Annotated in this window: 12 protein-coding genes and 1 pseudogene; 2 read left to right on the plus strand and 11 right to left on the minus strand. The window is 59.8% G+C overall.

The window, feature by feature from the left end:
* Together Q0M74_RS08835 and dapE are read right to left on the minus strand one after the other, a co-directional pair.
* Window positions 1-281 (minus strand): annotated as a pseudogene (locus Q0M74_RS08835) (TIGR00730 family Rossman fold protein); the annotation flags it as partial.
* Window positions 282-342: 61 nt separating this feature from the next.
* Complete coding sequence (gene dapE, locus Q0M74_RS08840) at window positions 343-1443, minus strand: succinyl-diaminopimelate desuccinylase (protein WP_293953516.1); 1101 nt, start codon at window positions 1441-1443, stop codon at window positions 343-345.
* A gap of 122 nt (window positions 1444-1565) precedes the next feature.
* On the opposite strand from dapE, the gene Q0M74_RS08845 reads away from it, so the two are divergent.
* The gene (locus Q0M74_RS08845; protein WP_293953538.1) at window positions 1566-2516 is read left to right on the plus strand and encodes a DapH/DapD/GlmU-related protein; all 951 of its coding nucleotides are present in this window, start codon (window positions 1566-1568) and stop codon (window positions 2514-2516) included.
* Window positions 2517-2559: 43 nt separating this feature from the next.
* Window positions 2560-3987, plus strand: a complete 1428-nt coding sequence (aroP, locus tag Q0M74_RS08850; protein ID WP_293953518.1) for an aromatic amino acid transport protein AroP — start codon at window positions 2560-2562, stop codon at window positions 3985-3987.
* Window positions 3988-4008: 21 nt separating this feature from the next.
* On the opposite strand, the gene Q0M74_RS08855 is transcribed toward aroP, so the two are convergent.
* The 9 genes from Q0M74_RS08855 to typA all read right to left on the minus strand — a co-directional run bounded on the left by Q0M74_RS08855 (window position 4009) and on the right by typA (window position 13583).
* Window positions 4009-5229, minus strand: coding sequence for a CynX/NimT family MFS transporter (locus tag Q0M74_RS08855; RefSeq protein WP_293953520.1), 1221 nt, complete (start codon window positions 5227-5229; stop codon window positions 4009-4011).
* Between the two features lie 32 nt (window positions 5230-5261).
* A complete protein-coding gene (locus Q0M74_RS08860; RefSeq protein ID WP_293953522.1) occupies window positions 5262-6419 on the minus strand; it encodes an HNH endonuclease signature motif containing protein in 1158 nt (385 codons plus the stop codon).
* A 144-nt stretch (window positions 6420-6563) separates the two neighbouring features.
* Complete coding sequence (locus Q0M74_RS08865) at window positions 6564-7133, minus strand: GtrA family protein (RefSeq protein WP_293953524.1); 570 nt, start codon at window positions 7131-7133, stop codon at window positions 6564-6566.
* 61 nt (window positions 7134-7194) lie between these two features.
* Window positions 7195-8307, minus strand: a complete 1113-nt coding sequence (gene dapC, locus Q0M74_RS08870; protein WP_293953526.1) for a succinyldiaminopimelate transaminase — start codon at window positions 8305-8307, stop codon at window positions 7195-7197.
* Window positions 8308-8318: 11 nt separating this feature from the next.
* Window positions 8319-8636, minus strand: a complete 318-nt coding sequence (gene fdxA / locus Q0M74_RS08875) for a ferredoxin (protein WP_293953528.1) — start codon at window positions 8634-8636, stop codon at window positions 8319-8321.
* Window positions 8637-8704: 68 nt separating this feature from the next.
* A complete protein-coding gene (locus tag Q0M74_RS08880; RefSeq protein WP_293953530.1) occupies window positions 8705-9115 on the minus strand; it encodes a hypothetical protein in 411 nt (136 codons plus the stop codon).
* The gene (gene mshB / locus Q0M74_RS08885) at window positions 9109-10020 is read right to left on the minus strand and encodes an N-acetyl-1-D-myo-inositol-2-amino-2-deoxy-alpha-D-glucopyranoside deacetylase (protein WP_293953532.1); all 912 of its coding nucleotides are present in this window, start codon (window positions 10018-10020) and stop codon (window positions 9109-9111) included. Before mshB ends, Q0M74_RS08880 begins: the two co-directional genes overlap by 7 nt.
* Entirely contained in the window at window positions 10007-11575 is a 1569-nt protein-coding gene (locus Q0M74_RS08890) for an ABC transporter family substrate-binding protein (RefSeq protein WP_293953534.1), read from the minus strand. The genes mshB and Q0M74_RS08890 overlap by 14 nt, the downstream gene beginning before the upstream one ends.
* Window positions 11576-11669: 94 nt before the next feature.
* Window positions 11670-13583 carry a translational GTPase TypA gene (gene typA, locus Q0M74_RS08895; protein ID WP_293953536.1) on the minus strand — a complete coding sequence of 638 codons (1914 nt, stop codon included), beginning with the start codon at window positions 13581-13583 and terminating at the stop codon, window positions 11670-11672.
* Window positions 13584-14156 lie beyond the last annotated feature (573 nt).

Raw genomic sequence — 14156 nt, forward strand, 5'->3', positions numbered from 1 at the left:
ACGCCTTGCAGGTAATAGGGATGATCAGTGGCGGTGCGTGCGGAGCCGAAGACGGTGACTGCTTTGGGCATCTCGTGGAGGGCGTCAAAGCCTGCGACGAATTCGCCCTGGATGCGCAGGACACGCCAGGGGTCGGCGTGCTTCCAGTCATGATCAGCACGCATCTCCAGCAGACGTTGGTCGAAGGTGCTGCCGCCTTCTGGTGAGTCTGGCTGACGGCGGAGTACCGGGCCGACGAGTAAGCGGTTCTTGTTCTGGTCAGGGGTTCTGTGTGGGGCCATTGTTTACCCTCCTGCTATCGCAATGATGTTGTGGAACCATCCACGATAACCGCGGATGAGGTTATGTGCTCAGGTAGGTGTGGAGCATCTCGCTAACCTGGGTGATCTGGTGGACTGGGCACTGTTCATCACGTTTGTGGGCGTAGGAGGGGTCTCCCGCACCGAAATTCACCGCCGGGACACCCAGGGCTGAGAATCTGGCGACATCGGTCCAGCCGTATTTGGCTCGTACCTTCCCTCCACCGAGGGCACCGGCTACACCCCCGCCCGGGAGGGCACCGGGGACGGCGTCGTCAAGCGACCAGGTGACGCCCTCTGAGCTGTCCAAGCCCAGCACCTCAACCACGTGGGTGGTTGCCTCATCGACGTTGCGGTCCGGGGCGAAACGGAAGTTGATATTCATCCACGCCTCATCGGGGATCACGTTGTTGGCCACCCCGGATTCCATGCCGACGATATTGAGTCCCTCACGGTAGGTCAGGCCATCGATCGTGACGTTTCGGGGCTGATAATCAGCAATGTGGCTGATCAGGGGTGCCAGTTTATGAATGGCGTTGTCCCCCAGCCAGGAACGGGCACTGTGGGCACGGGTACCATGGGCTGTGACCTTGATGCGCAGACTGCCCTGGCAACCAGCCTCAATCCATCCGCCGGTGGGCTCACCCAACAACGCCAGATCCCCCTCCAACCAGTCCGGGTGTTCCCGCTGGATATGGCCCAGCCCATTGCGATCACCTGACACCTCCTCACCCTCATAGGCGATGAAGGTGAGATCACGGGTGGCACGGTGACACAGGCGGGCGAAAACATGAAGATAGACCGCCAGACCCGACTTCATGTCTACCGTCCCGCATCCGAACAAGGTGTCCTGGTTCTCAGAGTTCAGGGCACGGTGGCTGGGCAGATTATCCGCAATGGGCACCGTGTCCACATGGCCTGCCAGAATCATCCGCTGCTGCAGATTTCGGTTGGTGCGGGCCAGGACGTTGTCATTGAAGCGAATGACCTCCACACCAGGTAGGTTTAGGGATCGAAGACTTGATTCGATAGCATCGGCGATCTCCTTCTCATCTCCTGAGGGACTCGGAATATTCACGAGCTGCTCAGTCAAGGCGATGGGATCGCGCAAGAGATCAAGGACTGGGGTCGGTTCATGTTCCATCCCCTAAGAGTACAAAACCCACTATTGGGTATCACTGATAAAAGCGTGGAAAGTTGTGAGCAGCATTGAAGGCAGCCAACAGTCGTAGGGGCGCAGTCGGTCTCGGCATTGCCAACATCGCCATGGACGGCACCGTCCTGGACACCTGGTACCCGGACCCTTCCCTGGTTGATCCGGAAAAATGGGGCGAACCCTACCCCTTCGAAACAGGCACCGTCCGCCTCGGCGCCCGTGACCTGACCCCCCGCATGCTGCAGCTGGTCAAACTTGATGAGGACCGCCTGGTGGAACAGGTTGCCGTGCGCACCATCATCGAAGATCTGGACGCCCCGCCCGTGGATGCCCATGACGTCTACCTGCGTCTGCACCTGCTCTCCCACCGCCTGGTCCGCCCCCATGAGCTCCACATGTCCGACACCCTGGACAAACTCTCCAACGTGGTCTGGACCAACAAGGGCCCCTGTCTGCCCGATAACTTCGAATGGGTCCGCACCGCGCTGCGTTCCCGCGGCTTGATCCACGTCTACTGCGTGGACCGGCTGCCCCGCATGGTGGACTATGTGGTCCCCTACGGCATCCGCATCTCCGAAGCCGAACGTGTGCGGCTGGGTGCCTACCTGGCACCGGGTACCTCCGTGCTGCGTGAAGGTTTCGTCTCCTTCAACTCCGGTACCCTGGGCGCTGCCAAGGTGGAGGGACGTCTGTCCTCCGGTGTCACCATCGGTGCCCGTTCTGAGATCGGACTGTCCTCCACTGTCATGTCACCGCGTGATTCTGATGGTAAACGCCTCTACCTCGGTGTGGGTGAGGATTGTAAATTCGGTGTCAGCTCCGGTGTCCTCGGTGTCTCCCTCGGCGACAATGTCCACATCGGCAACAATATCGTGCTGGACTGTGACACCCCTATCTGGTTCGCCGAAGCAGAAGAGGAACATACCGTCAAGGACATCGAAGGCGAATCAAACTGGTCCATCAAACGTGAAAAGGGCTTCCATGAGCCTGTCGCACGCAAGATTGCTCCACGCAATCCCGATGCTGTGCGCGGACCCGTCACTGATGAGGGTGACAGGTAGCCCGCTTTTCTCTAAACGCGGGGCCGAGGTTTACGGTTGAAGCATGGCAACGAGCGAAAGTTCCGCCGCGACAGCAGTAAGCGCTGCGCCCGGAGCAAAGAAATTTGGGAAAAATGATGAGCTGGGCACCGGACTCCGGACCCGCCACCTGACCATGATGGGTCTGGGTTCCGCGATTGGTGCCGGACTCTTCCTGGGCACCGGCGTGGGTATCCGGGCCGCTGGCCCCGCTGTGCTGCTGGCCTATATCGCCGCTGGTGCGATCGTGGTGCTGATCATGCAGATGCTCGGCGAGCTGGCCGCGGCCCGCCCGCACTCCGGAAGTTTCTCCAAGTACGGTGAGGACGCCTTCGGCCACTGGGCCGGTTTCTCCCTGGGTTGGTTGTACTGGTTCATGCTCATCATGGTGATGGGCGCTGAAATGACCGGTGCCGCAGCAATCATGGGTGCCTGGTTTGGGGTTGATCCCTGGATCCCCGCCCTGGTGTGCGTGGTGATATTCGCAGTGATCAACCTGGCCGCCGTGGGTGGCTTCGGTGAGTTCGAATACTGGTTCGCCTTCATCAAGGTGGCCGTGATCATCGTGTTCCTGCTGGTGGGTATCGGTCTGGTCTTCGGCCTACTGCCCGGCTCCACCTTCGTGGGCACCTCGAACTTCATCGGTGAACATGGTTTCATGCCCAATGGCATCTCCGGTGTGGCCGCCGGTCTGCTCGCCGTGGCCTTCGCCTTCGGCGGCATTGAGATCGTCACCATCGCCGCAGCGGAATCCGATAAACCACGCAAAGCCATCGCCCTGGCCGTGCGTGCTGTGATCTGGCGTATCTCCCTGTTCTACCTGGGCTCCGTCCTGGTGATCAGCTTCCTGCTGCCCTATGAATCCATCGACAACGCAGAAACCGCCGCCGAATCGCCCTTCACCCAGATCCTGGACATGGCCAACATCCCCGGTGCCGTGGGTCTGATGGAAGCCGTCATCGTGCTGGCACTGCTGTCCGCATTCAACGCCCAGATCTACGCCACCTCCCGACTGGTCTTCGCCATGTCCCGCAACCAGGACGCCCCGAAGATCTTCGCCAACTTAAGCAAGAGTGGGGTTCCCACCGCGGCGGTCATGCTGTCCATGTTCTTTGCCTTCGTCTCCGTGGCACTGCAGTACTTCAACCCCGCCGGCCTGCTTGACTTCCTGCTCAACGCCGTCGGTGGCTGCCTGCTCGTGGTCTGGGCCATGATCGCATTATCCCAGCTCAAACTCCGCCCCGAATTGGAACGCAATGGGGAGATCTCCACCGTGCGCATGTGGGCCCACCCGGGACTAGGCATCCTCACCCTGATCATGCTTGCCGGCCTGGTGGTGCTGATGCTCGGTGACCCAGGCTCCCGTGGCCAGGTCTTCTCCGTGGTCGTCGTGTTCGGCTTCCTGGTGGCACTGTCCTTTGTCACCCCGAAGAGTCCGCTGCGTCGCAAGTAATTTTTCACGCCTATTTGACAGCTAGTCCGGACGTAGGGAAAAACCCAGGCGCTTCTCGGAAAACAGCATGATCAGGGCGACACCCAAGACACCTGCTGTGGCGGTCAACCACCAGGAGGTGCTCCACCCACCTGATCGGGCGGCCAGTGCAGCCAGCAGGATGGGGCCGAGGAAGTTACCGGTGTTCTGCATCTGCTGCATCAACCCCACCACTCCCGGTGGTGAACCTCCCGGTGGTGCCAACTCCACGGCAATGCGGAACATGGAGGTAGGGATCAGGGCACCGGTCATGGAGAAGAGACAGACCAGCACAAACTGCCAGAGGAAGGTGCCGGGCAGGACAGTCCAGTCCACGGCATAGACAGCAGCTGAGGTGACCCCCATGACCACAAACGCCACAATCACCAATGGGCGGACAGCAAAGCCACGCTGCAGCAGGAGACCTGCCAGGATGGCTCCCACGGCGTTGACGCCACCGGCAACCGCTGAAAGTAACCCACCCAGCACCGACCCCACCCCATAGGCCTCATAGACCGTGGGGAGGAACCCGATCACCGCAGTCCACTGGATGGTGTAGCAGGAGAAAACTGCCCCCGCGACCCAGGGTTTCCAACTACGCACCGTCACCCAGACCCTGCCGAAGGCTGCACCCACCCCACCTTGGGTCGGAGTATCCGGGGCGGCAAACCTCAACAGCAGTGGAATGCCGATGGATGTCAGCACCGCCATGATCCAGTACCACGTGCGCCAATCCGTCACCTGGAGGAGCAGGGAGCTACCCAACACCGCGAGGAAGGTCGCTGTGCCCTGGAAACCTGCCCACGCCCCCATCGCCATGGTCAACCGGGCTGTCGGGGTGTCACGCCGGATCAAGGCAGGAGCCATCACCGTGACAGCCAGGTACCCGATCCCCTCCAGTGCGCGGGCAGCCATCATCACCTCAGACGATGTGGCCAGGGCACTGATCACGGTGCCGACCACCAGCAACCCCAAGCCGATGACGACGGTACGTCGCAGTCCCACACGTTCGCCCATGATGGAGGCCGGGATCCCACCGAGCACTCCCGCAAGCTGCACCAGACCCAACAGCAGTCCCGCCTGCACCAGGGTGATGCTGAGGTCAGCCTGGACGTCGGTAAGCGCACTGGGCAGCTTCCAGATGTGCATCGCTGCGATGACACCACACACCACCACGACGATCCACGTCGCGTTACCAGAATGTGTCCGAGAGACAGTGATCATAAGTAGGTGACCATAGCCCAGTTCCTGTGGCTTTACCTGAGTTTCCCGGTGATCACCTCCCCCTCATGGCTGTACCTGGCGATGGCAGATTCCCGGATGCGATTGAACCTGGCTTCCATCCGTGACCGTAGTGTCTGCCCCCAGGTGCCGGTTGGCATCACGGGGGCTAAAGGTCCGATCGGAGCTGTCACCATCGGTTGTTTCATGGGACCAATCCAGGTGACTTCACCCAGGGAGTTCATCTCTGCCCCGAAGCGTTCATCGGTCTTGGCGTTGTGGTGATGTTGGCAGAGGCACTGTAAGTTCCAGGCCACCGTCAACCCGCCTTCACCCCAAGGGAGGATGTGGTCAATCTGGCATTGATCAGCCGGTACCCTGCAGCCTGGCATGCGGCAGTGCCCATCGCGGGCACGCACATGCTTGGCCAGGGCTTCACTGGGGCGATAGTTCATCTCCACCTTGTTGGCATAGCAATCCAGATCAACCTTCTTCTGCGGCTGCTCAAACTCGCAGTCAAAGTAGCCGACCCCGGGAATCCAGGACAGACCCCCCTCCTGCGGCTGGTAGACGTTGAGGGTGATCTGCCTCGGGGCCTGCTGTTCTAGAAGCTCCGGCAACCCACCTGCCTTACGCACCGCCTCTTCCAGGTGGTGGCCTGTGATGGTGCTGAAACGACCCCGCACCTCAGCCATGCCATTGCGGTACTCAATGCGCAGATACTCCTCCCGCTGTCCCCGGTCTGTGTTCTGATCAAACTCCGGATCCAGTTCCTTGATCCACCTGGTGATCAACCCTGCCAGATCATGGGCCTGGATCATCACCTCATTGTGGGTCCGTGGTGTCAGCCTGTTGGCGATTCGACGATCCAACTCCGGCCACAGCTCCTTATCCGCTCTGGCCACCGCAGTCATGATCCGGGATACATAAGCCATGTTGAGATGAAAGTGCTGTTCCTGGAGTGCCCTTAGTTCCGGCAGGTTGTTCATCGCGCTGATGGCGTTGAAACCGTGATTGACCTCTGCGCGGTTCATCCCTGTCTGCCGCATCAACTCCAGTTGAAGTGAAACAACATCATGTTCCTCATCATCGATCAACGTCAGCCACATCTGGTGTTCATTCATGTTGCGATCCGCGATGACATGCGAGATCGGATTGTTTGGATGCTGGTGGCTGAAGAATACTTCGATCACAATTACCCCCCCCCTTTCGATAATATGTTCTACTATCATCATTGCCGGTATCAGATCTAATATCAAGTCTTTTTCCAAACAAATTTTCGAACATACTTCAGGCATGAAAAAAGGCACCACCTCCGAGGAAGTAGCGCCATATTCTTAAGCAGGGTTGGTTTCCACCACGATCCGACTCTTCGGTTTCCTGAAGGCCCAGTACTTATTCACGATGAAGTTCACCGGCATGGACACCAGGATGGAGATCACCAGTGCCCAGTAGAACTTGGTACGGAATCCGGTGGAGTCATCAAAGATCTCCGAGGACAACGCGATCGGTGAGGTCGTGTTCATCAGCAGGGTAGTGACCACCTGGCTGACCACAAAGGCCACCAGCCCGGTTGCCAGGAAGGGGAAGAAACCCCGCCACCAGGAACGCATGTTCTTGGTCTTGAAGGTCCACATGCGGTTGAGCTGGTAGTTCCAGGTGTTGGCCACCAGGAAGGCGATGGTCATGAACACGTGGTACCAGCGGATGTGGAAATCAGTGCCCAGAAGATTCATGAAGGCATCATGCTCAGAGATTCCGGTAGTCCACCCAGCAATCTTCTTGGACAGTGCGGCGACAAGCAGGTTCACAGCGGTGCCGGATCCACCGACGATCCCGAATTTCAGGAACTGCCGGGTCGCGTTCCGAAAACGGAAACCCCAACCTGTTTCAGTGGAACTCAACATGCCTCTTCCATGATGAACAATCAGTTTGAAGGATCTAAGCCTAATGCCTCAGGTGGGGGTTTTAAAAAAGGCGGGCCACGGCGGCGTCGATACGCTCATCGGTTTCGGTGAGTGCCACGCGCACATGCTGGGCACCTCGGGGGCCGTAGAAATCACCTGGGGCGACCAGGACACCCCGCTCAGCCAACCAGTCCACGGTGTCGCGGCAAGGCTCCTCACGGGTGGCCCAGAGGTACAGCCCCGCCTCGGAATCATCAATACGGAAACCCGCACCCAGGAGAGCCTTCATCAGCTTCACACGACGGTGGGCGTAGATGAGCTTCTGACCAGCTTCCTGCTGATCATCCTCCAAGGCTGCGATCATCGCCTGCTGGATGGCATAAGGAATCATCAGGCCGAGGTTCTTGCGTGCCTCAGTCAGTTCGGAGATCAGTGCCGGATCACCCACGATGTAGCCGGCGCGGTAGGAGGCCATGTTGGAGGTCTTGGACAGGGAATGGATGGCCAGCAGGTTGGTGTGGTCACCATCGCAGACCCGGGGATCCAGGATGGACACCGGTGGGTTCTCATCATCCCAACCCAGGCCCATGTAGCACTCATCAGCGGCGATGATCACGTCATTCTTGCGTGCCCACTCCACCACCTTGCGCAGGTGCGGGACACCCAGGACCTTACCTGTGGGATTGGAGGGTGAATTGAGGTACATCATCGACGGCACCTCAGGTCCCAACTTCAGCAGGGAATCCGAGCGGAACACCCGGGCACCTGCCGCCACCGCGGAGACCTCATAAGTCGGATAGGCGACCTCCGGGATGACCACCGTGTGGCCCCGCAGACCCAGCATCGTGGGCAGGGAGGCAATGGCCTCCTTTGTGCCCACGACGGGGATCACGGAGGCGTCGACAAGCCCGCTCATTGCGTAACGACGCTCCAGCGCCGCACGGATCGCCGTGCGCAGGCGCGTGCTGCCGGTGGTGGGCGGATAACCCGAAAACCCCGCAGCCTCCGCAAGGGCAATCTGAATTCCGGGAGCTACCGGATCAACCGGAGTGCCGACAGAAAGATTGACAATGCCATCCGGATGCTCACTGGCACGCGCCTTGGCGGCGGCAAGTGAGTCCCAGGGGAAGTCCGGAAGGATGGAGGCTAAGGGGGTGCGAGGTGTACGGGTCATAGATGTACAGGTTAGGCCTGTGGAGGCAGCGCCGCGATGATGGGGTGATCGAAGTCGAGCGGTCCCGTCTTCGCAGCACCACCCGGGGAGCCGAGATCATCAAAGAAACCGACATTGGCATCGTTGTATTCGATCCACTCATCGGGAACATCGTCCTCGTAGAAGATTGCCTCAACCGGGCAGGCCGGCTCGCAGGCACCACAGTCAACGCACTCATCCGGGTGGATGTACAGCATGCGCTTACCTTCATAGATGCAGTCGACGGGGCATTCTTCAACGCAGGAACGGTCCAAGACGTCAACGCAGGGCTGTGCGATCGTGTAAGTCATTGGTACTCGAGAACTCCTGGCTTGTTGTTGATAGCGGGTAAACACATCGGGGTGTTTTGCTTCATTATCTACTTGCCCTTCACCAAGGGCCAAATTCCCCCGGCGATACCGGCAAAAAGTAGTAGAACACTACGGATGTTAGAGCCTACCAACTGATCCCCCACCGCGACCGACCAGACCAGGATGAAGGCAAAACCCAAGACCCAGGTGAACAGTGGAATCCCCGCCACCGATCTAATATCGGTCCACAGCATGGAAGTCCTGGTCAGAACCATATTGAACAGGAATGCAAGGACGATGGTGTACGGGAAGGCTATCTGGGTGTTTCCCGGCAGCGTGATCCAGGTGCCCAGGTAAACCACCTCGAGCAGCAGGGAAATCAAGGCACCCAGGCTGAGCCAGAAAATGCCCCCGACCACCTCCCCACGGGACAGCCCGGTGTGAATGAAACTCTTATTACGTTCCACGGGAACTACCACTCCAGGCCATCGCTCAGCTTCACAGCATCACCTTCAGGGAAAGGCGTGCCCGCACCGAGCTGGTAATGCTCATTACGCATGATGGGCTGGGCAATCAGGTTGCTCAGGGCAAAAACGGTCGGGGCGGCGAACTTGTCAGAAACAGCGGCGAAGGCAGCATGAGGATTGGTTGCGGACACCGAACCATCAGCGATCCACAGCTGGGTGGCATGGGCCCGCATGGACTCCACCTTCGCGGCATAGGACAGATCATCCAGGGCGAGTTGGCAGTCCACCTGATCCAGGCAAGCCAGTTCACCAGGTTCCGCTGCACGCCAGCCGTCTGGAACCTGCGTGATGGCCTTCAGTCCAGCCTCCAGGTCCGCACTGCCTGTAATCGCCCACAGAACGCGCTGAACGGGCACCCGCCCCGCTGCCGCATGAGTGATCTCATGGGCACGGATATGATCCGGATGCCCGTACCCCCCGTCCGGGCCATAGGTGATCACCAGGTGAGGACGCAGCTGCTCGAACTGCTCCACCAGCTGCTCCACCGCTTCCCCACCGGAATGGATGAAAGCCCTGGGGTGCTCATTGGCCGGATCACCCACCATGCCGGAATCACGCCACCTACCCGCGCCACCGAGGAGACGACCTGAGACACCGAGGACCTCCAGGGAGGCCAGCAGCTCATGGATGCGGAAGCCACCAAGCTGATCGGCGTCACCGTTGACCAGCTGCTGATAGGTCTCCCCAATCACCTCACCCTGTTCCCCCAGGGTGCAGGTGATCACCGTGACATCGGCACCACGTGCCGCCAGGTGTGCCAGGGCCCCACCGGTGGCGATCGCCTCATCATCAGGGTGTGCATGAACCGCCACCACCCGGAGTCCGGCAAGGCTATTGTCCAGTTTATCCAGTTTCATTCTTCCTCCAATTAGATGCGCTGGCGATGCCCCCAGGCCAGGCTGCGACATCCTCAGTCGGCCCCACGATACCCGTGGTGCGTGCCTCCACCCGGTTCTCATGCACGATCGGCAGGGTCAGTGCCTGCTGTGCATTCAGCTGCTCCGACCAGGTGGGATCAAACTCAATCGTCCCGGCCATGAGCTGATCAAGATAGTTTTCCGTCTCCGGATCACACCAACCGCTCAAGGCAAGCTCACAGCCATAACGATCCGCCAGGGACAACACCCCGGTGGCGTTCCTGGTCCGGGTGATCACACCATCGATGTCACCTGCGGGTAGCCCGTCTTTCAGCATGGAACCCAGGTCCGTTGTCACCGTGGAGGCCTCAATGCCGGCGGCCGCGAGCATGTCCACCACCACCCGTCCCGCCGCCACGGACTGATCATCTGCCGGATCCACGGCAAAACGCAGGGGCCCGGTGATCTCGGTGGCCTCACCGTCGACCTGGTAGGTGCTCTCCTTGGCGACGCTGAGGTTCGCGGACCGTCCTGTGGCCAGGCGGGCGGTGAGGGGGACGTCGATGAGCTCAAAGATCTTCGCACGCTGTGCCGGAGTACCCAGGGCCTCAGAATTGGTGTTGAGGACCAGCTCCAGGGTGCGGTCGGTGTCAGAGACCCGCACATCAGTGCCTGGAAGCAGGTTGAAGGTGTCCACCAGTGTCTCCGTGGGACGTAGATTCATGAACACGCTCTGGCCCGTGCGTAGGAACTCCCCTGCCCGGGAAGTAGAACGGGCGTCATGGAAAGTCAACAGTTCAATGGTGGCAGGCCGTTCACCCCAGAAACGGTCATTGCGTGACAGGGTGATCATGCCGCGCTGGCGGTCGATGGCACGCACCATGTACCGGCCCGCGCTGGCGGGAATCGCATCATAGAGTGCGGTGCGGAACCCCTCACCAGCATCCTGGATCAGGTGGCTGGGCAACAGGTGAGAAAACAGCTGGTGCCACTGCGCCACCGGTTCCGTGAAATCCACATCCACGGTCTTGCCGCCACCGGAGGTCCGGATCGCCGAGATCGCCTGATACCCAGCCCTGTTGAAGGTGCCCGGGGTGTTGGTGATGGCACGGCGCAGGAAGGCAAAGTCTGATCCGGTGATGGGGGTGCCATCACTCCACTGGGCTTCCTGCGCGATGATGTACCGCACCGTCTGGGCCACCCCCTCTGCAGGTTCCACCGTGGCCACGTCCTCCAAGAGGTCCGTGTTCATCTGATTGCCCACGAAGGCGCTCGGCAGGACCAGGGAGGCGATATCACGCACCGTGGCCGCATCATCAGCCAGCAGGTGCGGGTTGAAACCATTGCGCAGTGGATCAATACCGATATTGACCTCCGTGCGGCCCGGCTTGATCTCCTCTTCCTCCACGGGTTGTGCCTCAGCAGTTGTTTCCGTGGTGGTCGGTGGTGCCTCCTCCACCGGTGCCGGGCCGGGGCTTGCCTGACAGGCCACCAACGATCCCACGAGCAGGGTCGAACCGATGGCTGTAAAAGTATTTCGCAGGCTTATCCTCACGGTTGTAAATCCTACTGTGTGGGGTGAGCACAACGACAAAGGCCCACTGTGCAGTGTTGATCACTGCTCAGTGGGCCTTGAAGTTACCTGAGTATTACTTGTTCAGGCTCTTAGCACGGGAACGTGCACGGTTACGCTCGGTGGCGTTGAGGATGACCTTGCGGATACGCAGGACATCCGGGGTGACCTCGACGCACTCGTCGACACCACAGAACTCCAGTGCCTCATCCAGGGAGAGGGTCTGGGCCTTGGCCAGGGTGACGGTGGTGTCGGCGGAAGCTGCACGCATGTTGGTGAGCTTCTTCTCCTTGGTCGGGTTGATGTCCATGTCTTCTTCACGGTTGTTGGAACCGACAACGACACCTTCATAGGTCTCGGTACCTGGCTCAACGAAGAAGCTACCGCGGTCTGCCAGCTGGGTCAGCGCAAAAGCGGTGATCTTGCCGGAACGGTCGGCAACCAGGGAACCGTGTGCACGGCCCTTGATCTCGCCGGCCCAGGCATCCAGGCCATCCGAGTAGGAGTTGGCGATACCGGTACCGCGGGTCTCAGTCATGAACTGGGTGCGGAAACCGATCAGGCCACGGGCCGGGATGCGGAATTCCATGCGGATCCAGTCGGAGCCCGGGGTGGTGGACATAGCCTGCATGAGACCCTTGCGGGTAGCCAGCAGCTGGGTTACGTTGCCCTGGTACTCGGAAGGAACGTCGATGACGATGATCTCATAAGGCTCGTGGATCTTACCGTCGATGGTCTGGGTGACCACCTGTGGCTTACCGACGGTCAGTTCAAAGCCTTCGCGACGCATGGTCTCAACGAGGATGGACAGTGCCATCTCGCCACGACCCTGAACTTCCCAGGTGTCCGGGCGCTCTGTCGGGTAGACCTTGAGGGAGACGTTACCGATCAGTTCCTGCTCGAGGCGGGCCTTGACCACACGTGCGGTGAGCTTGTCTCCGCCGCCACGACCAGCCATTGGTGAGGTGTTGACACCGATGGTCATGGACAGTGCTGGCTCATCAACGGTGATGCGTGGCAGTGCGACCGGGTTGGCTGGATCAGCCAGGGTGTCACCGATCATGATGTCTTCGATGCCGGAGATGGCAGCGATGTCACCTGCAACAACTTCCTGTGCGGCAACGCGGGTCATGCCCACGGTGGCCAGGAGTTCTGCGATCTTGGCGGTCTTGGTGTGCTGGTTACCCTCTTCGTCATAGTGGATCCAGGCGACCTGCTGGCCCTTGCGCAAGGTGCCGGCGTGGACGCGAACCAGGCCGATACGGCCCAGGAAGGAGGAGGAGTCCAGGTTGGTGACATGAGCCTGCAGAGGCGCGTCGATGTTAGCCTCCGGCTCTGGCAGCACCTCGTAGAGGGTGTCGAACAGTGGCTGCAGATCCGGGGAGTCCGGAACATTACCGCTGCCGGGGTTCACAGTGGAGGCCTTGCCTTCACGACCGGAGGTGTAGAGAACAGGAAGGTCGAGCAGCTGCTCAGCCGCTGCTGCCGCCTCTTCGTCCTCAAGGCCTGCGGCGAGCTCGAGGAGCAGGTCCTGAGCCTCTTCGACAACTTCGTCGATACGCGCGTCAGGGCGGTCGGTCTTGTTGACCGCGATGATGACGGGCATCTTGTTGGCCAGGGCCTTGGACAGCACGAAGCGGGTCTGTGGCAGTGGGCCCTCAGAAGCGTCGACGAGCAGAACAACACCGTCAACCATGGACAGTGCGCGCTCAACCTCGCCACCGAAGTCGGCGTGGCCCGGGGTGTCAATGACGTTGATGATCAGGTCATTGCCATCGCGGCCAGCGCCCTTACGGCGGACAGCGGTGTTCTTGGCCAGGATGGTGATGCCCTTTTCCCGTTCCAGGTCACCGGAGTCCATCACACGGTCGGCTACTTCACCGTGGTCGCCGAACACGCCTGACTGCTCAAGCATGCTGTTAACGAGTGTGGTCTTTCCGTGGTCAACGTGTGCGACGATCGCTACGTTACGAAACTCTGGATGGGTCACTGGGGGCATTCTCCTGCCGGATAAAGATATGGAGGGGAACCAGAAAAAGTTTCTTTTTTCATCTTTTTTGGAACCCTTGTTATAGAACGCTAGAAGTCTACTCCCAATACACCACCAAGCGCACATTCTGCGGTGTTCTGGACCCCCATATGAGCCTCCTGCACAAGCTTTTCAGCGCACATGGCCACCCTTTGTAACGAACCTGCATCAGTGACCGACACATCTAGCAACGGGGCGTCGAAGGTGCCCACCACTCTCATGCGTGCATCTCCGACACCCCGTATTTCAGGAAATCGTATTGACAGTGAACATTCTGCGATTATTGTGACAGGAGGAATGGAAGTGAACTCAAGTTACAAATGTGATTAGAGTTTCATCTGTTCTCCATAAGTCTCAGGTCAGATTTCGCCGTCGTTGAAAGGCAAGTACAAACACGTGGCTAAGCGTTTCGCATCCAACAGGGGCCTCAAGGCACTCACCGCTCTGGTGGTGGCCGGTGCCCTCGCCGCCACCTCCGCACCGGCGGCAACAGCCAATCCGGCCGAGGACCTCTACCGTCTTTCCAGCGACATC

The organism is uncultured Corynebacterium sp. (assembly GCF_945649885.1).
Lineage (GTDB): Bacteria > Actinomycetota > Actinomycetes > Mycobacteriales > Mycobacteriaceae > Corynebacterium.